Annotated in this window: 18 protein-coding genes; 7 read left to right on the forward strand and 11 right to left on the reverse strand. The window is 64.4% G+C overall.

The features are described 5' to 3' along the window. The 3 genes from CEY11_RS06010 to CEY11_RS06020 form a co-directional block, all read right to left on the reverse strand. Entirely contained in the window at positions 1 to 402 is a 402-nt protein-coding gene (locus CEY11_RS06010) for a GtrA family protein (RefSeq protein WP_088602439.1), read from the reverse strand. Between the two features lie 301 nt (positions 403 to 703). After that, on the reverse strand, positions 704 to 1,492 hold the full coding sequence (locus tag CEY11_RS06015; protein WP_088602440.1) for an HpcH/HpaI aldolase family protein: 789 nt from the start codon (positions 1,490 to 1,492) through the stop codon (positions 704 to 706). A 44-nt stretch (positions 1,493 to 1,536) separates the two neighbouring features. Then, the gene (locus tag CEY11_RS06020) at positions 1,537 to 2,523 is read right to left on the reverse strand and encodes a Bug family tripartite tricarboxylate transporter substrate binding protein (protein WP_088602441.1); all 987 of its coding nucleotides are present in this window, start codon (positions 2,521 to 2,523) and stop codon (positions 1,537 to 1,539) included. Between the two features lie 293 nt (positions 2,524 to 2,816). Here CEY11_RS06020 and araD point away from each other — a divergent pair, with 293 nt between their 5' ends. Beyond that, the gene (gene araD, locus CEY11_RS06025) at positions 2,817 to 4,562 is read left to right on the forward strand and encodes an L-arabinonate dehydratase (protein ID WP_088602442.1); all 1,746 of its coding nucleotides are present in this window, start codon (positions 2,817 to 2,819) and stop codon (positions 4,560 to 4,562) included. A gap of 73 nt (positions 4,563 to 4,635) precedes the next feature. Here araD and CEY11_RS06030 read toward each other — a convergent pair whose 3' ends face one another. Next, positions 4,636 to 5,604, reverse strand: coding sequence for an alpha/beta fold hydrolase (locus tag CEY11_RS06030; protein WP_158215195.1), 969 nt, complete (start codon positions 5,602 to 5,604; stop codon positions 4,636 to 4,638). Positions 5,605 to 5,948: 344 nt separating this feature from the next. Between CEY11_RS06030 and CEY11_RS06035 the strand changes: the two genes are divergently transcribed. The 4 genes from CEY11_RS06035 to CEY11_RS06050 all read left to right on the forward strand — a co-directional run bounded on the left by CEY11_RS06035 (position 5,949) and on the right by CEY11_RS06050 (position 10,048). Continuing rightward, positions 5,949 to 6,908, forward strand: coding sequence for a 3-hydroxyacyl-CoA dehydrogenase family protein (locus CEY11_RS06035; protein ID WP_088602444.1), 960 nt, complete (start codon positions 5,949 to 5,951; stop codon positions 6,906 to 6,908). A gap of 305 nt (positions 6,909 to 7,213) precedes the next feature. Beyond that, a complete protein-coding gene (locus CEY11_RS06040) occupies positions 7,214 to 8,179 on the forward strand; it encodes a tripartite tricarboxylate transporter substrate binding protein (protein WP_088602445.1) in 966 nt (321 codons plus the stop codon). Positions 8,180 to 8,300: 121 nt separating this feature from the next. After that, positions 8,301 to 9,203, forward strand: coding sequence for a TauD/TfdA dioxygenase family protein (locus CEY11_RS06045; RefSeq protein WP_088602446.1), 903 nt, complete (start codon positions 8,301 to 8,303; stop codon positions 9,201 to 9,203). A gap of 41 nt (positions 9,204 to 9,244) precedes the next feature. Next, complete coding sequence (locus CEY11_RS06050) at positions 9,245 to 10,048, forward strand: IclR family transcriptional regulator (protein ID WP_088602447.1); 804 nt, start codon at positions 9,245 to 9,247, stop codon at positions 10,046 to 10,048. Positions 10,049 to 10,237: 189 nt separating this feature from the next. Here CEY11_RS06050 and rfbC read toward each other — a convergent pair whose 3' ends face one another. From rfbC to CEY11_RS06075, 5 genes are all read right to left on the reverse strand, one after another. Then, positions 10,238 to 10,783 carry a dTDP-4-dehydrorhamnose 3,5-epimerase gene (gene rfbC / locus CEY11_RS06055; RefSeq protein ID WP_088602448.1) on the reverse strand — a complete coding sequence of 182 codons (546 nt, stop codon included), beginning with the start codon at positions 10,781 to 10,783 and terminating at the stop codon, positions 10,238 to 10,240. A 159-nt stretch (positions 10,784 to 10,942) separates the two neighbouring features. Further along, complete coding sequence (gene rfbD / locus CEY11_RS06060) at positions 10,943 to 11,845, reverse strand: dTDP-4-dehydrorhamnose reductase (protein WP_088602449.1); 903 nt, start codon at positions 11,843 to 11,845, stop codon at positions 10,943 to 10,945. Continuing rightward, positions 11,842 to 12,903 (reverse strand): dTDP-glucose 4,6-dehydratase, encoded by a 1,062-nt coding sequence (rfbB, locus tag CEY11_RS06065; protein ID WP_088602450.1) that lies wholly within the window; start codon positions 12,901 to 12,903, stop codon positions 11,842 to 11,844. Before rfbB ends, rfbD begins: the two co-directional genes overlap by 4 nt. A gap of 10 nt (positions 12,904 to 12,913) precedes the next feature. Then, positions 12,914 to 13,174, reverse strand: coding sequence for a type II toxin-antitoxin system RelE/ParE family toxin (locus tag CEY11_RS06070; RefSeq protein WP_233154736.1), 261 nt, complete (start codon positions 13,172 to 13,174; stop codon positions 12,914 to 12,916). Positions 13,175 to 13,414: 240 nt separating this feature from the next. Beyond that, the gene (locus CEY11_RS06075; RefSeq protein WP_088602452.1) at positions 13,415 to 13,624 is read right to left on the reverse strand and encodes a CopG family ribbon-helix-helix protein; all 210 of its coding nucleotides are present in this window, start codon (positions 13,622 to 13,624) and stop codon (positions 13,415 to 13,417) included. Positions 13,625 to 13,989: 365 nt separating this feature from the next. On the opposite strand from CEY11_RS06075, the gene CEY11_RS06080 reads away from it, so the two are divergent. Further along, on the forward strand, positions 13,990 to 16,848 hold the full coding sequence (locus tag CEY11_RS06080; RefSeq protein WP_158215196.1) for an autotransporter domain-containing protein: 2,859 nt from the start codon (positions 13,990 to 13,992) through the stop codon (positions 16,846 to 16,848). Positions 16,849 to 16,989: 141 nt separating this feature from the next. On the opposite strand, the gene CEY11_RS06085 is transcribed toward CEY11_RS06080, so the two are convergent. After that, positions 16,990 to 17,499 (reverse strand): type II toxin-antitoxin system YhaV family toxin, encoded by a 510-nt coding sequence (locus CEY11_RS06085; RefSeq protein WP_088602454.1) that lies wholly within the window; start codon positions 17,497 to 17,499, stop codon positions 16,990 to 16,992. Continuing rightward, positions 17,496 to 17,825 carry a type II toxin-antitoxin system PrlF family antitoxin gene (locus CEY11_RS06090; RefSeq protein ID WP_088602749.1) on the reverse strand — a complete coding sequence of 110 codons (330 nt, stop codon included), beginning with the start codon at positions 17,823 to 17,825 and terminating at the stop codon, positions 17,496 to 17,498. The genes CEY11_RS06085 and CEY11_RS06090 overlap by 4 nt, the downstream gene beginning before the upstream one ends. Positions 17,826 to 18,161: 336 nt before the next feature. Between CEY11_RS06090 and rpoH the strand changes: the two genes are divergently transcribed. Then, positions 18,162 to 19,043: an RNA polymerase sigma factor RpoH gene (gene rpoH, locus CEY11_RS06095; RefSeq protein ID WP_088602455.1), complete on the forward strand. Its 882-nt coding sequence runs from the start codon at positions 18,162 to 18,164 to the stop codon at positions 19,041 to 19,043. The last annotated feature ends 334 nt before the right edge of the window (positions 19,044 to 19,377 follow it).

The following is a 19,377-nucleotide window of genomic DNA, read 5'->3' on the forward strand; positions in this document are numbered from 1 at the left end:
TTAGGAAGAGGGAAAGCGATAAATCAGGAATCGGGATGATAGGTAGTTCACCACCATTCCAGCCAGACTGCCTGCGGCTACTCCCAGAACCAAGTATTGGCGTACTAGTAGGGAATAGACGATCAGGCTGCTATAAACGGCGTAGTTGATTAGGCCGCCGGCCATCATCAAAATTAAATATCGGGTGAACTCTGACTTTTTTGATAGCGTGGAAGATTGGTTGCGAAACGCTAAGGCTCGATTGACTATCCAAGTGGTGAGCACCGCAGCGAGAAATGACAGGATACGGGCATAAAATGGCCCCATGTATGGGGCTAGGATGTACAGCACCGCCGTGTCGACCAAAAAGCCAATGATTCCGGCAACGGCAAATAGAAATAGCTGTATAAGATGCGGTCGCATTGCTATGTGTTTGGTCGTGTTTGATCTGTGTGGCGCATTCGTCAAGCTAAAGGGCTTGGCTTTGAGCTGATGCAGGACTGTTCTTTAAGCAACCCTTGTCGTGATGAAGGTCGCGTATAACAGGGGTGCGTAATTATAGGTGCTGGGTGTCGCCTCTGAGGGTTGTAAGTTGTGAAGGCATGATTCCGACCGAGCTACCCGAATTGCCCGAAGGTTTGCCCCGGGGTTTTCGCGGATAGCTGGGAATTCATGCTTAGCGGATTCCGGTTCGGCGGCGGCCGCCGAACCGGCGGTGGCTGGGTCAATACCCCGTCTTCCCCGACGAGCCCGCCCCTGATTCCTTGAGCTTGTTCACCTGCGACACGTAGCCGTTTTTCAGCATGGCGCCGTCGTTGGCGGCGTTCACCAGCTGGAAGCCTTGTTCGATGCGCCGGTGGCACATGTCGATGTCGGAGCAGAAGATGCCCGTGGCCAGGCCGCGGTCGGCGGCTTTCTGGCGTATGGTTTCCATGGCCTCGGCGGCTTCGCCCTGCGGGTCGCAGCCGGGGCCGCCGCCGTAGCTCAGGCTTAGGTCGTTGGGGCCGATGAAGACGCCGTCTATGCCTTTTACGTCCAGGATCTTGTCCAGGTTGCTTACCGCCAGCCGGGATTCGATCATGATCAGCACCAAAATCTCTTCATTGGCGTGGGCGAAGTAGTCTGCCCCGCCGTACAGCACGCCCCGGGGCGGCCCGAACGAGCGGGTGCCTACGGGCGGGTAGCGGCACGCGGAAACGACCGCCTCGGCGATTGCGGGGGTGTCCACCTGCGGGCAGATGACGCCGTAGGCGCCGGCATCCAGCAGGCGCATGATTTCGACCGGGTTCGAGCCCACGGGGCGCCCGATGGGGATGGCCGTGGTGCTGGAAATGGCCTGGAACATGGCCAGGGCCTGCGCGAAGTCGATCATGCCGTGCTGCATGTCTACCGTTACGGCGTCGACGCCGCAGCTTGCCACGACTTCGGCGCTGAAGGACGACGGTATGGATAGCCAGGCATTCAGGGCGGTGCCGCCCGCTTGCAGTGTCCTTTTTAAGGTGTTTGGTCTCATTTCATCTCGTTCAAGGTTGAATCGCCGGGGGTATGGCGTGGCGATCAGTTCACGCGTATGCCGATGCGTTTGGTCAATTCGCCCATTTCTTTGCTGGCGGCCTTCCAGGTCTGGGCAAATTGTTCGGGGGTGGAGCCGATGATTTGGTAGCCCTGGTCTTCTTGTATTTTGCGGAATTTGGGGTTGGCGAGCACGGCGCGAATTTCTGTGGACAGTTTATGCACGATTTTCGGGTCGGTGCCTTTGCGCATGACGAAGCCCACCCACACCACGTTGGTGAAGTGCGGCACGCCGGCTTCTTCCATGGTGGGCACGTTGGGCAGCAGGGGCGAGCGCTTGCTGTCGGCCACCGCCAGGGCGCGCAGTTTGCCGGCTTTTACCAGTTGCACGATGGCGGGCAGGTTGTCGAACATCAGGGGTATGCGCCCGCCCAGCATGTCGTTGATGGCGGCGGCGCCGCCCTTGTAGGGCACATGCACCATTTTCGTACCGGTGGCGGCCAGGAATTGTTCCGCGGCCAGGTGCATGGTGTTGCCGATGCCGGCCGAGGCGAAGCTTAGCTTGCCGGGGTGGGCCTTGGCGTATTTGATCAGCTCGGCCACGTTGTGGAAGGGGGTTTGCTCGCCCACCACCAGTACGTTGGCCATCTGGTGGGTAATGGTAACCGGCACGAAATCGGTGCGCGGGTCGTAGCCCTTGACGGGGTAGATGTAGGGGTTGACGGCCAGGGTGCTTAGCGACCCGTACAGCAGGGTATAGCCGTCGGCCGGCATGTGGGCCACGGACGCCGAGCCGATGTTGCCGTTGGCGCCGGGCTTGTTCTCGACGACCACGGGCTGCCCCAGCCGCTTGCCCAGTTCCTGTCCCACCGCCCGCGCAAAGCCGTCGGCGGTGCCGCCGGGCGGGAAGGGGATAATCATGGTTAGGGGCCGCGACGGGTAGGTGTCGCTTGCTGCCGCCTGGCTGACGCAGGGCAGGGCCGCGGCCAGGGTCAGGGCGCCCAAGAGCAGGGCGGCGTATCGTGTCTTCATGCTGTGTGTCTCCTTTGGTGTGGCACGGCCGTTTGCCGGCTGGTTTGTGTGGCGTTGGCTGGGCGGGCGTGGCGGGTCATGGTTTATACCGATGGCGATCGGCCTTTCAAGCTTCGTACACTTCAATTAAAGGTGTATGTTACCGCTAACATTTATGTGTACTATACAGAAAAACCCTTAGAACCTGGGCATTCGTGTCCGGCATGGGCGGCTTTTGTTTGTTGTAGGCGTCGAATGGTGTGTCTACGCAATCGATGTCTTGTGATCTTGTCCATAAAATTCGGGAAGTGGCAATGAACGATAAAACCAGGCGGTTGCGCAGCGAGCGTTGGTTCGCCAGCGATGACATCCGCGGCTTCGCGCACCGGCAGCGCATGCAGCAGCAGGGCTTGGCCCGGGAAGAATTCATGGGCCGGCCGGTGATCGGCATCTTGAACACCTGGAGCGATCTGTCGCCCTGCCACGCCCATTTGCGGGACAGGGCGCAGGCGGTCAAGCGCGGGGTCTTGCAGGCGGGCGGCTACCCGCTGGAACTGCCGGCCATGAGCCTGGGCGAGGTCATGGTCAAGCCCACCACCATGCTGTATCGCAATTTCTTGGCCATGGAAGCCGAAGAGCTGATCCGCAGCCTGCCGCTGGATGGTGTGGTGCTGATGGGCGGCTGCGACAAGACCACGCCCGGCCTGGTCATGGGCGCCACCTCTATGGACGTGCCCGCCTTGTTCTGCCCGGCGGGGCCGATGCTGAACGACCGCTACAAGGGGCAGGCGGCGGGCGCCGGCACGCATACCAAGAAATACTGGGAACAGTACACGGTGGGCGCAATAGGCCAGGCGGAATGGATAAGCCTGGAAGCGCGCATGACGCGTTCGCCCGGCACCTGCAATACCATGGGCACTGCCAGCACCATGACGTCTCTGGTCGAGGCGATGGGGCTGGCGCTGCCCGGATCCAGCAGCATCCCGGCGGTGGATTCCGGCCACACCCGCATGGCCTGGGCCTGCGGCCAGCGCATCGTGGAAATGGTGCGGGAAGACTTGCGCGTGTCGCGCATTTTGACCCGCGATGCGTTCCTGAATGGCGTGGCGACCTGGATGGCCTTGGGCGGCTCGACCAATGCCGCGGTGCATTTGCCGGCCATGGCCGTGCGGGCCGGCATTGCGCTGGGGCTGGACGACTTCGACGCCATGGCGCGCCGCGTGCCGGTGATAGCCAACCTGTTGCCCTCGGGCAAGTACCTGATGGAAGATTTCTATTACGCCGGCGGCCTGCCGGCCTTGCTGCAAGAGATCCGCCCGCATCTGAAGCTGGATGCGCTGACCTGTACCGGCGCCAGCCTGGGGGCCAATCTGGAAGGGCATGAATGCACGGACGGCGACGTCATCCGGCCCCTGGGCAAGCCTGTGGTCAGTGCGCCGGCCGACTGCGCCGAGGCGGCCATGGCTCTGGCGGTGCTGCGCGGCAATCTTTGCCCCGACGGCGCGGTCATCAAGCCTTCGGCGGCCTCGCCCAGGCTGCTGCGCCATACCGGCCCGGCGCTGGTGTTCGATTCGAACGTGGAAATGCTGGCGGCGGTGAACGACCCCGATCTGGACGTCGATGAAAACACCGTGCTGGTGCTGCGCAATGGCGGCCCCGTGGGCGGCCCGGGCATGCCGGAATGGGGCAATTTGCCGATCCCCAAGAAGTTGCTGAAGCAGGGTGTGCGCGACATGCTGCGGCTGTCCGATGCGCGCATGAGCGGCACGCACTACGGCACCTGCGTGCTGCATATTTCGCCCGAATCCGCTGTGGGCGGCCCTTTGGCGCTGGTGCGCACTGGTGACCTGATCCGCCTGGACATCGCCGCGCGCAGCCTGGATCTGCTGGTGCCGGAACAAGAGCTGGAAGAGCGGCGCAAGCACTGGTCGCCGCCCGAGTCGCCTTATCAAAGAGGCTATGTGCGGATCTACCAGCGCGAAGTCACCCAGGCGCACGAGGGCTGCGATTTCGTGACGCTGACGGGGCCCGATTCCACGCCCGAGCCGCCTATTTTTTGATCCCGGCCGTGATGCCGGCGCGCCGCCTGGCGGCGTGCCGGGCCTGGGCGTCATGAGGCCTTGACGGCCCGGGTCAGGCGCTGTCGCTCAAGAATGCGGCTACGTGGCCTATCCACAGGCTGCTTTCCTGGGTGGGCGACACATGCTTGTATTTCCCGGGAATGCACAGCGTGTTGAGCCTGGGGTTTTCCTGGTAATTGGTGAATTCGCAGGGGAACAGCGGGTCGCTCTGGCACTGCATCCAGAGCAGCGGCATGGGGTTGCGGGCGTCGGCCAGTTCCTGCCGCACGTCGAAATTGACCGAGGCCCCGCGCAAGCTGGCCATGGCCCATGGCGAAAACTGGCGCGCCCAGGTTTCGGCAGCCAGCCGCAAGCGGGCCGCCGGGTCTTCGACGCCGTCGTCGGCCAGCTTGAGGGCGTAGCCATAGTTTTTCAGGGTATTCAGGCGCTGTTGTATCCAGAGTTCGGGCGTGCCGGGTTTGCCGCTGCGCAGGTCGGCGGCGATGCCGCGCAGCTTCTGGATGTCGGCGGCGCTGCCGCTGCCCCGCGGCCCCGAGGCCAGCACCACGATCTTGTCCACCGGAACCGGCGCCCGCATGGCCCATTCGAAGGCCTGGTAGCCGCCGTACGAATAGCCGATCACCGCATCCAGGCGAGCAATGCCCAGCGCCTGCAGCCAAAGCCCTTGCAGCGCTACGGTGTCGCCGATGCTGATGTCGGGGAAGGTGTCGGGCTGGGGCCAGTACTGTGGGCCGGTAGAGCCGAAACACGAGCCCAGCGCGTTGGGCACCAGCACGCAATGGTCTTCGGTGTCGAACAGGCGGTCGGGGCCGATCCAGTCGTGGAACCAGCCGCGGTCGTAGAATTCGGGCCGGTCGTCGGCTGCGATCGCGGCCTGGGGGCTGCCGCTTATGCCGTGCAGCAGCAGGGTGACGGTGCGTGCTTTTTCGGGCGGCGGCCCGTAGTGACACCAGGCCAACGTCGCCGCAGGTAGGGTTGTGCCGCACTGCAGCGGCAGTTCTTCAAAGGTGAGAGCTTTCAATCGATCGGAAAGTGCGCTCAGAGCGGCCGGTCACCCATGGTAGTGGTCTGTGTTTATTGGTTGGTGCGCGCATGCTGCGCCAACAGGCTACGGGTGGTGGCCTTGTGCATGACGCAGCGATTATCCCACATCGTGAAGTGCCGCGCGATCGATGCCTGTACGTCGCGAAATGGGGTATTGGCTTTGCGCTGCCCGGGTTGAAGGTGCTATAGGCATGTCTCTGTAAGGGCGGCCAGGCACCGGGCAGGGATGTGCTGGGCTTGTGGGAAAATCGATAGATCGATGGCCCGGGTACCTGCGGGCTTTGGGTTCGAATATCCGATATCTGAAAGAGGAGAAATGAAATGACCGAGGCCGGTTTGTTGGGGGCGCCGTCGGCGACGCGCGCGGTGGTGGTGGGCGGTGGCACCATGGGGGCCGACGTGGCGGTGGTGCTGCTGCGTGCGCGCTGCGCCACCACGGTGGTCGAGCCGCGCCGCGAGTCGCACGACACCATCCGTGAAAAAATCGCCGCCAATCTGCGTGCGCTGGGCCGGGAAGAAAACCTGGGCCTGCTGCAGGTGGCGGAAGGGCTGGAACACGTGGATTGGCCGGCCATCGGGCTGGTAATCGAATGCGTGCCGGAAGTGCTGGACATCAAGCGCGAGCTGTTCGCCAGGCTTGCCGCCCTGGCCTTGCCGCAAGCCATTCTTGCCAGCAACAGCTCCAGCTTCCCCATCAGCCGGATCGCCGCCGGCCTGCCGGGCGCGGGCCGCATGCTGGGCCTGCATTTCTTCATGCCGGCGCATATCGTGCCGCTGGTGGAAGTCGTGCTGGGGCCCGATTCCGATCCTGCCGCGGGCCAGGCGCTGATGGATTTCATGCGCCGCTGCGGCTCGGTGCCGATACTGGTGCGCAAGGATGTGCCGGGCTTTATCGCCAACCGCCTGCAGCATGCGCTGGGGCGCGAGGCCTTCGCGCTGATACAGGAAGGCGTGGCCAGCCCCGAAGACATCGATGCCGCGGTGCGCTTCGGCTTCGGCTTCCGCTACCTGGCGGCCGGCCCCGTCATGCAGAAGGAACACGCCGGCTGGGACGTCCACGCCGCCGCCGCGGCCACCATATACCCGTCGCTGTCGAACGCCAGCCAGCCCGCGCCGGTGCTGGCCGACAAGCCGCGCCTGGGCCAGCTGGGCATGAAGTCCGGCCAGGGTTTCTATGCCTGGCCCCCCGAACGCATCCAGGCCGAGCGGGAACGCTACAGCCGCGTCCTGCGCGCCGGCCTGCAGATCCTGGCGGACGACCTGCCGCCCATCGAGCCCTGAGCTTTGGGTGGCGAGGGCAAAGATCGAACCCTGAGTTTGGGTGGCGAGGGCAAATTCGGTGCAAATGTTTACCGAATTTTCACGGCATACCCGATGCCACGCCTTTAAAGGCGCGGCGGCTGTAAACGTCTGAGCCAAAAACGCCTTCAGGACGTCACAACCGTGGCGCCGCCCATACCGCCCGAGCCTGTTCATAAATCAGATCATGGTTCCGATAATTTTCTAAAAAACTGGAAATAGCTTATTGAATTCCTGTAAATAAAAAATATAATGGAACTAAGATCCATAAATTTTCAGGAGACATTATGCGATTCACATCCCTGCTGGGCACCGCCTGTGCGGTGCTTGCGCTTGCCACCCAGGGGGTGGCGGCCGCCAACTTTCCCGATCACGAAGTGCGGCTGATGGTGCCGTTTCCGGCGGGCGGCCCCACCGATACCATTGCCCGCATCGTCGCTCACGGCCTGGGCGAAAAATGGCACCAGCCCGTCATCGTCGAGAACAAGCCGGGCGCCGGCACCATGATCGGCACCGCCCAGGTCGCCAAGTCGGCGCCCGACGGCTACACGTTCGGCATGGCGATCAGTTCGTACACCATCAATCCGGCCATCCATTCCAAGATGGCCTACGACACGCTCACAGACCTGACCGGCATCACCGAACTGGTGCGCTCCAATATGGTGCTGGTGGCCCAGCCGAAAGAACCCTTCAAGACGCTGCCGGAACTGATCGCCTATGCGCGCAGCCATCCCGGCAAGCTGACTTTCGCCACGCCGGGCCTGGGCACGGCCACGCATCTGGCGGGGGAACTCTTCAAGAAAGAGGCGGGCATAGACATCGTCCACGTACCCTATAACGGCAGCGGCCCGGCCCTGAACGACCTGCTGGGCGGGCGCGTCGACCTGATGTTCGACCTGGTGTATTCGGCGCATCCCTACATCGCCAGCGGCAAGCTGAATGCGATCGCCGTAACCTCCGCCGAGCAAGACGCGACCCTGCCGAACACGCCAACCATGCAAGCCACGCTGCCCGGCTTCAAGCTCTACAGCATCATGGGGCTGGTGGCGCCGGCGGGCGTGCCCGCCGCGGTCATCAGCCAGATCCAGCAAGACGTGGCGGCGGTGCTGCGGCAGCCCGCGGTAAGCAAGCGCTTGACGGCGCTGGGCGTGACGCCGGTGGGCTCCACGCCGCAGGAATGGAATGCGCTGATCCGCTCCGAGATCGAGCGCTGGACCAAGGTGGCCCAGGAAGCCCATATCCACCTGGATTGATTCGGTCGGCGGGGCCGGCGCTGCGTGGCCGGCCCGGCGTTCGCCCGCAGTTTCCGCGCTTCCCCGCGGCTTTTCCCTGGATATTCCCAACCCGCACGCAGACCGAGAAGAGAACGACATCATGCCCCTGACCCTTCAGCCCTTGCACCCCCTGTTCGCCGCCGAGGCCGGCGGCGTGGATCTGGCCCGTCCGCTCGAGCCCGCGGCGATCCAGGCCATCGATCGCGCCATGGATCAATACGCGGTACTGGTATTCCGCGGCCAGCCGCTGACGCAAGACCAGCAGATTGCGCTGACCTTGCAGTTCGGCCCGCTGGATCTGGGCTTCAAGAAGGCCGCCAACCCGCACTCGCGGCTCAAGTACAAAGAGTTCGCCGATATTTCCAATGTGGCCGAGAACGGCGAAATCGCCTCGCGCACGCACCGGCGCATCGTCAACAACATGGCCAACCAGCTGTGGCACAGCGACAGCTCGTTCCAGAATCCGCCGGCGCGCTATTCCATGCTGCATTCGGTGATCAACCCGTCGTGGGGCGGCGAGACCGAGTTCGCCGACCTGCGTGCAGCCTACGATGGCCTGGACGAGCGCACGCGCGCTGCCATCCAGGACTTGAAGGCCGAGCATTTCGCGCTGCACTCGCGCTTCATGTTGGGCGACACCGACTATACCCAGGAACAGATCGACGCCATCCCGCGGGTGCAATGGCCGCTGGTGCGCACGCACCCCGGCTCGGGGCGCAAGCTGCTGTTCGTAGGCGTGCATGCCTGCGGCATCGAGGGCTTGACGGTGGCCGAAGGCCGCGTGCTGTTGTCCGACTTGCTGGAACACGCCACGCAGCCGGCCTATGTCTACCGCCACCGCTGGCAGGCCGGGGATCTGGTGATCTGGGACAATCGCTGCACCGTCCACCGCGGCCGGCGCTACGATCTTTCCGAAAGACGCGAACTGCGCCGCTCGACCACCCTGGACGTGGATCGTGGCGCGGCCCAGGCGCCGGACGGGGCGGCCGCGATGGTATATTGATCCGCGCGCCGATTCCCGCACCCGGCGATACCTGTTGCTTGATGACCGATAAACCCAATAGCCCTGCGCCGCGCGGCGAGACGCCTGACGAAGTCAGCGCGCTGGCCCGCGGGCTGACTTTGCTGCGCACGGTGGCCGAGCACAAAGAGCCGCTGGGCCATGGCGAGCTGTCGCGGCTTACCGGCATACCCAAGGCCACGGCGTCGCGCCTTCTTGCCACGCTGGTCAACCACGGCCACTTGCGCCAGGTCAGCGGCAGCGATTCGTACGAGCTGGCACCGGGCGTGCTGGATCTGGGCAATGCCTATTTGCGCAATTTCGATCTGCGCGTGCGCATCCGGCCGCTGCTGGCCGAGCTGGCCGAGTTCGCCGGCGCCGCGGTGCACCTGGCTGTGCCCGATCGTTTCGACATGGTGCTTATCGACACCGTGAAGCCCGATTCGGGCATGGTGTTCTCACGCCTGGACATCGGCGCACGCCTGAACATCTGCACCTCGGCGATCGGGCGGGCCTACCTGGCGTCGCTGCCCGATGCGCAGCGCGAGGCCCTGATCCAAAGCGCCCGCATCGCCGCGGCCGACGACTGGGCGCGCATCGGTTCGGGGGTCGACGCCGCGCTGAAAGCGGCGCGTGCCCAGGGTTTCTGCGCTTCCATGGGGGAATGGCACCCCTTGGTGAATTCCATCGCCGTGGGCTTCACCGGCCCGCGCGGCAAGCGCTACGCCTTCAACTGCGGCGGCCCGTCTTTCGTGCTGGATCGCGAAATGCTGCTGAGGCGCGTGGCGCCGCGCATGCTGCAATGCCGCCAGGCGATCGAACGCGAAATAGGCAACGGTTTGGCTTAAGGGCGGCGTTGGGGTTTTCTGCAGATGGGCGGCCCCGGCGACACATCTTCGCCCGCTTCCGGAACTCCGCTACTGCCTGTTCTTCAGTTTCGAATTCCGGGACTATGGGCGAATGGGCTGCACGCATGGCAAAAATTCCTGATTGGCGAGCCTAGTGTAGTGGGAAGCCTGGGGAGCGCGGAAGAGCGCTCACTCGAAAGTTTCCGCGTCTTCCCAATGCTGGCCTTGCGCGTCGCGGGGCGACAGGATGGGCGGGCCTTGCGTGGGCCAGGCGATAGCCAGGGTGGGATCGTTCCAGGCGATGCAGCGTTCGTGCCGGGGCGCGTAGTAGTCGGTGGTCTTGTACAGGAATTCCGTGCCTTCGGCCAGGGCCAGGAAGCCGTGGGCGCAGCCTTCGGGTATCCACAGCTGGTGCCGGTTTTCGGCGCTGAGGGTGGTGCCGACCCATTTGCCATAGGCCGGCGAGCTTCTGCGCAGGTCGACGACTGCGCTGAAGACCGCGCCGGCGATTACGCGGGTCAGCTTGCCTTGCGGCTGGCCGACCTGGTAGTGCAGGCCGCGCAGCACGTTCCTGGCCGAGCGCGAATGGTTGTCCTGCACGAAGCCCACGTCGCGGCCGACGATGGCCGCGAATTGCGCGTGGTTGAAGCTTTCGAAGAAGAAGCCGCGGGCGTCGCCGTAGACCTCGGGCTCCAGCAGGAAGACCCCGGGCAGGGCCAGTTGGCGGGACTTCATGGGGACGCCGTGCCGGCCGTAGCGGCGGGATGCAGCGCTGCACACGATGCGTGCGTGCCGGGCACACAAGCGCCTGTGCCTGCGCGCATCGCGCCTGATGTTCCGTTCGGTGGCGCGGCGCCTGGCGGCGTACTGCCCTGTGGCGTGCACATAACGAACCTAGCGGCCATGGTCTGCGCCGCCGGCGGTAAGCTGATCCACCGCGCGGTTGGCGTGCGCCGTCCAGTCGGGCAGTTCCAGCCCCAGCGCTGCGCTGAGCTTGCCGGTGTCCAGGCACGAATTTTTCGGCCGGGGCGCGGGCAGGGGGTATTCGGCGGTGCTGATCGGGTGCAGGCCGTCTGGCCCGGTGCGCAGCCGGGCGCCGTTGTCCTGGGCGCGCTGCAGCACGTGGCGGGCCAGACCGTACCAGCTGGTGCTGCCCGAAGCCGTCAGGTGATACAGGCCGCCGGCTATAAGCTCGCGGCGCCAGGCGGCAATGGCCAGGGCGCTGACGTCGGCCAGCAGCTCGGCCGAGGTCGGCGCGCCCCGCTGGTCGTCGACGATGCGCAGGCTGTCGCGTTCGCGGGCCAGCCGCAGCACGGTCTTGATGAAGTTGTTGCCCTGCGCGGAAAAGACCCAGCTGGTGCGCAGCACCAGCGCTGCGCAGCGGCTTTCCAGTATGGCTGCCTCGCCCGCCAGCTTCGATCGGCCATAGACATTCTGCGGCCGGGTCTCGTCGGTTTCCAGGTAGGGGGCGGCCTTCAGGCCGTCGAAGACGTAGTCGGTGGAATAATGCACCAGCAGCGCGCCGCTGCGCCAGGCATAGTCTGCCAGCACTTGCACGGCTTCGGCATTGATGCGGTAGGCCGTGTCGGCATCGGCTTCGGCCTGATCCACCGCGGTATAGGCCGCGGCATTCACGATAATGCCCGGGTGGCGTGTCTGCAGGATGTTTTCCAGGCGCGTCAGGTCGCCGAGGTCGGCGCCCTTGCGGCCCAGGGCGGTAAGCCGGCCCAGCGGCAGCAGGGTGCGCTGCAGTTCGCGCCCCACCTGGCCGTCTTTACCCAAGAGCAGGATGTTCATGATGTGTACTGCCTTCTGATCCAGTCTTGATAGGCACCGCTGGTAACGCGGGCAGTCCAGTCGCTGTGCGCCAGGTACCAGCGCACGGTCTTGGCGATGCCGCTGGCGAAGGTTTCCTGGGGTGCCCAGCCCAGTTCCCTGCGCAGCTTCGAGGCGTCGGTGGCGTAGCGCCGGTCGTGGCCGGCCCGGTCGCGCACGAAGCCGATGCGGCTTGCGTGCGGCCGGCCGTCTTCGCGCGGCGCCAGGGCGTCCAGTTCGGCGCACAGTGCCTGCGCCACTTGCAGATTGGTCTGCTCGTTCCAGCCACCTATATTGTAGGCTTCGCCGGGCGCGCCGGCTTCCAGTATTCGGCGCAAGGCGCTGCAATGATCCGCCACGTACAGCCAGTCGCGCACGTGCAGGCCGTCGCCGTACAGCGGCAGGGGCTTGTCCTCCAGGGCGTGGACGATGCACAGCGGCATCAGCTTCTCGGGAAACTGGTAGGGGCCGTAGTTGTTCGAGCAGTGCGTGCTTAGCACCGGCAGCCCGTAGGTCTGGTGGCAGGCGCGCACCAGGTGGTCGGCCGCCGCCTTGCTGGCCGAATAGGGGCTGCTGGGCTGGTAGCGATGGGCTTCGGTAAAGCCCGGCGCGCCGTCGGGCAAAGAGCCGTACACCTCGTCGGTGGATACCTGCAGATAGCGGAATGCCGCCCGTTCGCGGCCCTGCAGACCGTTCCAGTAGGCGCGCGCGCATTCCAGCAGCTTGAAGGTGCCGACGATATTGGTTTGCACGAAGGCGTCGGGCTCGCAGATGGAGCGATCCACGTGGCTTTCGGCGGCCAGGTTGATCAGCGCGCGCGGCCGGTGTTCGGCCAGCAGCCGCGCCACCAGCGGCCCGTCGCAGATGTCGCCGCGCACGAATATATGCTCGGGCCGGCCGCGCAGGGCCGCTAGGTTTTCCAGGTTGCCGGCGTATGTCAGCTTGTCCAGATTGACCACCGGCTCGTCGTGCCGTTCCAACCAGCCCTGGACGAAATTGGAACCGATGAAGCCGGCGCCGCCGGTGACGAGAATGGTCATGGGAAACGCCTTATGCTTCGCTGGGCTGGTACCCTGCCTCTTTCTGGTGCCGCACGGCCAGAATGATGGCTTGGTCGCCATCGAGCCGGTACATGGCCACGTAGCCGCTGCTGCCGAAGTCTATGAGCCACTCTCGGAACTCGGCGTCCATATCTTCGACGGGGCGCCCGATCTGTGCCTGATGCGCAAGAATCTTGACGCCGCTGCGGATGGCCTTTACCGCCCGGCGGGCAGCTTCAATATTTTTTGCCGCCGGGCCGTCCCAAGGCAAAAAGCGCCCCCTTGGGGGGCAGCAAGCCGAAGGCGCAGCGTGGGGGCCAGTATCTACGTTTAGGAATCGATATAGCCGCTGTACATCCGCCAGAGCCTGCGGCGTCCAGATCAGGTGTGGCATGCCGGCGGCTCGGTATCGTCACCGGCTTCCAGTTGCTGCAGCCAGGTGTCGGCTTCTTCCTGTGTAAGGTGCCGCCCGGTACGCTGGTATTCCTCCCATGCGTGCAGGGCATCTTGGTTAACGCGGGCTGACTTCGGTGCAAGTTTTCAATTCCTCCCATGCGTGCAGGGCATCTTGCCTGAACGCTTCGCGTTTTTCTTCGCGTGCCACGTATTGCTTGATGGCCTCGCGCATGATCCAGTGCGAGCTGCGCTGGCGCGCGTCGGCAAGTTGCTGCACACGCCCCTTGAGTTCGTCGTCGAGCTTGATGGATGTTGCGGCGGCCATAAGAGCCTTATTAGCTGAAGGTAATACCTATTGATAATGTACGTCTTCGGCAGGCTACTGTCTACCGTTCTCTTCCCTTCGGCTGGTCGTGTGCAGTCCGTCCCTGCCCCAGCTCGACTCCGACACGACACGGCACGGCACGATTTGATTTGGTTTGGTTTGGTTTGGTTTGGTTTGATTTGATTTGATCCCGGCCGGCCCCGATTCCAGCCCCAGCTTTACCATCAAAATATTTCCATTTAATTCAATTAGTTTCATAATCCCCTTACCACATGCGTGGCATTTTTATCCTATAGGGGGAAAGTATGCAGATCCATCCGCTGTCGAAATGCCTTTTGGGAAAAAGTGGGGACACGAATCTGGAAATGAGTGCGGTTGTGGGTGTGCCCGCAGCGGCGCCGCCGTTATGGCGTGCCTTGCGCTGTAGTTTGTGGAATTTGGTGGCGGTAGCCGGCGTGTCGTGCGTGGGCATGGGCGGCGCGGTGCTGGCCGAACCGCTGGAGGAAACCGAGCATAAGCGCGCGCACGACCCGCTGTCGGTGGTGCTGTGGTCGCCGCCGCCCGCTTTGGCGGCCGGCAGCGATGTCATCTACGACGAGGCGCAGTGGGGCTCTCCCGATGCGCCTTTTGTTTTTCTGGGCGATACCCTGCGCATCGGCGGCAGCTTCGAGTCGAGCCGGCCATTGCTGATCGGCGAGCAGGCGCGCATCGACGTGCTGGAGGGGGCGGAACTGCGTCTAAGCGGTTCCATCGCCAATGACGGCGGCTCGCGCCTGGGGCTGGCCAAGCTGGGGGCCGGCGTGCTCGAGTTGTCGGGCGCGAACAGTTATCGCGGCAATACCCTGCTGCTGCAGGGCACGCTGCGGGTGGCGGGTAACCAGGCGCTGGGCGCGCTGACCCGCAGCCTGAATGTGAACACCGGCACGGTGCTGGAATATGCGCCTGGGGTCAGGGTGGAAAACGCCGTCCAGCTGCAGGCCGAGAACATCGCGGCGCACGTGCCCGCGGGCGAATGGACGCCGCTGCCGCCCGATGAGTACGCCGACCGTGTACGTTGGGTGGTGGCCGAGGGCGAAGCGGAACATGCCGGCCTGCTGGCTGGCACCGCGCCCTTCGTGAAGCAGGGGGCCGGGCGCTTGCGCCTCGGCGGCGACGCGCTGGCGTATTGGGGCAGCGCCCTGGTGCAGGAAGGGGCCATGGCGGTGGATACGACGTTTTCGGGGGCGGTGACGGTGGCGCCGGCGGCGCGCCTGGAGGGCAGCGGGTCGGTGGCTGCCGCGACCGTGCAGCCCGGCGGCGTACTGGCCCCGGGGGACGCCGGTGGCGGCATCGGCCAGCTGCGCGTGCAGGGCGACCTGGTACTGCAGGGCGGCGCCCGCTACGAGGTCGATGCCGGCCCCGCGGGGGCGGCCGACCGCCTGCTGGTGGGCGGCAAGGCCTTGCTGGACGGCCACGTGGCCGTGCTGGCCCAGGCCGGCGACTGGCAGCCGCAAACGCGCTATACGGTGCTGAGCGCCGACGGCGGGCTGCAAGGCAGCCGCTTTGCCTCGGTCGGCAGCAATTTCGCCTTCCTGCAGCCCGAACTGGACTACGACGAAAAGCAAGTGTATTTGACCTTGCGGCGCAATGACGTGCCGTTCGACGACGTGGCGGATGATCCTGACGAGGAAGAGCTTGCCGACGCCATCGAGGAAGACGGCCCGCAGGGCGGTGGCGGTGGTAGCGCCGGGGGCGAGCAAGATGGCGATCAACAAGGTGATCAAAACCGCGATCAAAACGGCTGCCGGCAAGCAAGCTGCGCGGCGGCCGGCACCGGCGGCGTATCCGGCCTGTACGAGCGCATCGTGGTGCTGGATCGCAGCCAGGCGCGCGAGGCCTTGCGCCAGCTTTCCGGCAGTTGGGGCGGGTCGCTCTGGTCGGCCATGGTGGAAGACAGCCGCTATGTACGCCAGGCGGTGCTGGATGCCGCGAACCCATATTCCGTGCTGGAATTTGCTTTGAGCTCTGGTTCGCAATCTTCTTTGCCATATGTCCCCTCTCGGCCGCCCAGAGGGGGAAATTCGGCTGAATCGACAGGCGCTGCAGCGGGTGGCGAGTTGGCTGAATCCACAGGCGCAGCTGTGGGTGGCGAGGTGAGCCGCTCGGCTATCGATCCGGCGTCCGCGGCCGGGCCCTTGCGCTTCTGGGCGCGGGCCTTTCAAGCGTCGGCCGACCGCGCCGGCTCGGGCGGCACGGCCGGCGACGGGCGCGACACCCAGGGCCTGGTGCTGGGCCTTACCCGCGAACTGGCGCAAGACACCGCGGCCGGCTTATACCTGGGCTTCCAGCGCAGCCGCCTGCACCGCGCCGACGGCTTGGCCGACGCATCCATAGACAGCACCCACGCGGGCCTGAGCCTGGCCGGCCGCGGCGCCGGCGGCCTGTATGTGCTGGGCGCCGGTTACGCCTGGCAGCGGCTGCGCAGCGCACGCCGCATCGCCGTGGGCGCCTGGCGCGACGACCTGCGCGACGGCTACCGGGCGGGGCTGTTCCAGGTGTTCGGCGAATGGTCGCTGCCCCTATCCCTGGCCAGAGGTATGGCGGCCAAAGGCGCGGCCACGCATGCCCCATCTGCGGAGCAGGCCGCGCCGCGCGCAGGCTCTATGCAGGCAGGCTCTATGCACGCAGGCTCTATTCAACAGGGCACGGAGGCACCCGAGGCTGGTTTCATTCAGCCGAGCGCGGTCGTACACGACACAGGCTCTATTCAAGCGGGCGCGACGGCACTCGATGCGGGCACTATGCAAGCGGGCGTGGCCGTGCTCGAGCCTTTTGTCCGCCTGGCCTGGGTGCGGGCCGATACCGGCGGCCATGCCGAGAGCGGCGGGGATGCCGCGCTGGACGTGCGCCCTTCCCATACCGCGACCTGGTTCGGCACCCTGGGCTTGCGTATTACGGGCACCGTTGCCGGGCCGCTGGGGCCGGTACGGCTGCGTGCCGCGGCGGGCTGGCGCCGCGCCGGGGGCGACCTGCAGGCGCTTACCGAACAAAGCTTCCGCCACAGCGCCCGCCACGCCTCGTTCCATGCCCAAGGCCAGCCCATCCGGCGCGACGCCTGGACACTGGATCTAGGCCTGCGCGCCAGCCTGGCCCGCGACGCCGAGCTGTCCCTGGCCTATGCGGGCCAGTTCGGCTCGGGCGCCAGCGACCACGGCGCCACGCTTAGCCTGCACTGGCGGTTCTAGGGCCTGTTGACGCTATAAAACAAGTTCGGTGTGGGGCTGCGGGCCGCCAGGCCCGCTTTATAGACATTTCCCATAGGCTTGCCACACCTACCCAGACTTCGTTCTCTGAAGATTGAATAAGTTGCCTGCCGTGTTTTCCGCTCACGTAGAGATATCTTGCGGGCCAAGCTCTGTCAGGCGCCTGTGCGTAGCTTGTGCCTCAGCCAATAGCTGAGGCCAGTCGTTGGGAGGGTTGCCGTCTTGCAGCATGTTCTTGAATACGGCATAGGCATCGGTATTTTTCCCATACGAACGCTTTGTGCTTTCGTCATTAACCCATGCGTACACAATGACTTTGCTGGATGCGTGGTACCGGAAGAAAAGTCGGTACTGTTGGAAGAACTTTGCCCGGAACCAATGCTTATGATCGTCGCCCAAGGTGCCGCCCTGGCGGTACTCCGGCCGAGCGGGGTCTTGAGGAATGACGTCGAATGCCAGCTTAGTGATCGCCGCCAGTCGCTTGCTGGCGTTCTTCTTCACGTACCCGACCGGATCCTTTTGCTTGAAAGCCTCGACTTGCTGTGCCAGCGCTTCAATCTGTGCGAGGAACAGTGGGTGAGCAAAAACCGTCCAGCCATGAATGACCAGGGGCGTGGGCCTGCCCGTGCTCATTCATCATCTTCAGATAGGGCGGCATCAAGATCGACCTTGATGCCGCTGACCAGAAACTGGAGTCGTTGGACAAGGCCGGTATCCATTGCCTGCACGTGCCCGGGATGGCTGGCAATGTCGCGGGCCAGAAAGCCCAGGAACTGACCCAGTACCGGGTCGTCGTTCTCGGATGGCTGGGCACGGGTCAGCACTACCTCGCCGTTGGAGCGGATGGTGTAGTGAACCTTGTCGCGCTTGTTCAGTTGGAGCGCACGTCTGACATTTTCAGGAACCGTGGTCTGGTAGCGATCGGTTAGAGTCGATTCCGCTTCTAGAATTGCTTGCATGCTGGGCTCCCCAGTGAGAGAGTAGTTCCCTAGATGGTAATGCATCTGCATTGTCTATGCAATACATTTTCCGGACATCGCCGCCATAGAGTGCCTGCTGGTACCTGCCGCCGCCATGGCGAAAACGGGATGGGCTGCTGATACAGGGTTGCCGCTTGCCTGACACAACAAAAACGGCTCGGTTTCAGTCAGGCCCTGGACTGGCAACATTGCCTTCCTGGCCGCGCCCCCCGCAGCGGGAACTTTTCCCTCGCCGCCCGATCTCATAATTAGCACTCTGGGTTCGAGAGTGCTAATATAAGCAACAAGGTACTCATTCTGGGGGTATACCGCCTGATGACTCAACAATCGCACGCTCTGGCTTTGTCCAACACCAGTTTGGCCATGGCCATCTCCAATCCCGGCGCGCTGGGCACGATCGAGGCCTATGTCGGCGCCGTCAACCGTGTTCCCCTGCTGACGCACGAGCAAGAGACAGAGCTGGGCAAACGCCTGCGCGATCATGGCGACCTGGATGCCGCCCGGCAGCTCATCGTTTCGCATCTGCGGCTGGTGGTGTCGATCTCGCGCCAGTATCTGGGCTATGGCCTGGCGCACGCCGACCTCATTCAAGAGGGCAATGTCGGCCTGATGAAGGCCGTCAAGCGCTTCGACCCCGATCGCGGGGTGCGCCTGGTGTCGTTCGCCGTGCACTGGATCAAGGCCGAAATCCACGAATACATCGTGCGCAACTGGCGCCTGGTCAAGGTGGCCACCACCAAGGCCCAGCGCAAGCTGTTCTTCAACCTGCGCCGCATGCGGCCCGACGGCCAGACGCTCGACACCGAGCAGGTCGACGACATCGCGCGCGAACTCAACGTGCGTCCGGAAGACGTCAGCGAAATGGAAGTGCGCCTGTCCGGACGTGAAATGGCGCTGGAAGGCCAGGGCGACGAAGACGCCTACGCGCCCATCGCTTACTTGTCCGACGAAGGCCAGCAAGAGCCTTCGCAGGTGCTGGAACGCCGTTCGCGCGACGCCTTGCAGGGCGCCGGGCTGGCCGGCGCGCTCGAAGGCCTGGATGCGCGCTCGCGGCGCATCGTCGAAGCCCGCTGGCTGCAAGACGACGGCGGCGCCACGCTGCATGAACTGGCCCAGGAATTCGGCGTTTCCGCCGAACGCGTACGCCAGATCGAGGCCGCGGCCTTCAAGAAAATGCGCGTGGCCCTGGCCGCCTAAGGGCGGCGGCTTCGGCTAAGGCTGTTTCGGTTCAAGGCATCTGCCGCCCAAAGGCGGTTTCGATGCTAAGGCCGCCTCATCCAAGGGCGGCCTCGCGCCGGGTGCGGTCGGGCCGAAAAACCGCTCAAATATACATTTTGTTGCAAATTCCAAAGGGCGCACAGAGAACTAATTCGGGCAGCCGCTGACTAATCCTACATAGACGATGAACACGGCATCCCCTGCCAGCTTCTAGTCTTGTCGTCCGTTTCGGCTTCTCCTCTTTCCCCTCCCTTTTGAAACGGATGTTTACGGGACTCTCCACGAGTCCCGTTTTTTATGGGCGTTCGCCGCG

Origin of the sequence: Candidimonas nitroreducens (assembly GCF_002209565.1) — a bacterium.
Taxonomy (GTDB): domain Bacteria; phylum Pseudomonadota; class Gammaproteobacteria; order Burkholderiales; family Burkholderiaceae_B; genus Candidimonas; species Candidimonas nitroreducens.

Coding starts and splice junctions, on each gene's coding strand:
- CEY11_RS06010 (WP_088602439.1), bottom strand. CDS start 402: ATGCGACCGCATCTTATACAGCTATTTCTATTTGCCGTTGCCGGAATC.
- CEY11_RS06015 (WP_088602440.1), bottom strand. CDS start 1,492: ATGAGACCAAACACCTTAAAAAGGACACTGCAAGCGGGCGGCACCGCC.
- CEY11_RS06020 (WP_088602441.1), bottom strand. CDS start 2,523: ATGAAGACACGATACGCCGCCCTGCTCTTGGGCGCCCTGACCCTGGCC.
- araD (WP_088602442.1), top strand. CDS start 2,817: ATGAACGATAAAACCAGGCGGTTGCGCAGCGAGCGTTGGTTCGCCAGC.
- CEY11_RS06035 (WP_088602444.1), top strand. CDS start 5,949: ATGACCGAGGCCGGTTTGTTGGGGGCGCCGTCGGCGACGCGCGCGGTG.
- CEY11_RS06040 (WP_088602445.1), top strand. CDS start 7,214: ATGCGATTCACATCCCTGCTGGGCACCGCCTGTGCGGTGCTTGCGCTT.
- CEY11_RS06045 (WP_088602446.1), top strand. CDS start 8,301: ATGCCCCTGACCCTTCAGCCCTTGCACCCCCTGTTCGCCGCCGAGGCC.
- CEY11_RS06050 (WP_088602447.1), top strand. CDS start 9,245: ATGACCGATAAACCCAATAGCCCTGCGCCGCGCGGCGAGACGCCTGAC.
- rfbC (WP_088602448.1), bottom strand. CDS start 10,783: ATGAAGTCCCGCCAACTGGCCCTGCCCGGGGTCTTCCTGCTGGAGCCC.
- rfbD (WP_088602449.1), bottom strand. CDS start 11,845: ATGAACATCCTGCTCTTGGGTAAAGACGGCCAGGTGGGGCGCGAACTG.
- rfbB (WP_088602450.1), bottom strand. CDS start 12,903: ATGACCATTCTCGTCACCGGCGGCGCCGGCTTCATCGGTTCCAATTTC.
- CEY11_RS06075 (WP_088602452.1), bottom strand. CDS start 13,624: ATGGCCGCCGCAACATCCATCAAGCTCGACGACGAACTCAAGGGGCGT.
- CEY11_RS06080 (WP_158215196.1), top strand. CDS start 13,990: ATGAGTGCGGTTGTGGGTGTGCCCGCAGCGGCGCCGCCGTTATGGCGT.
- CEY11_RS06085 (WP_088602454.1), bottom strand. CDS start 17,499: ATGAGCACGGGCAGGCCCACGCCCCTGGTCATTCATGGCTGGACGGTT.
- CEY11_RS06090 (WP_088602749.1), bottom strand. CDS start 17,825: ATGCAAGCAATTCTAGAAGCGGAATCGACTCTAACCGATCGCTACCAG.
- rpoH (WP_088602455.1), top strand. CDS start 18,162: ATGACTCAACAATCGCACGCTCTGGCTTTGTCCAACACCAGTTTGGCC.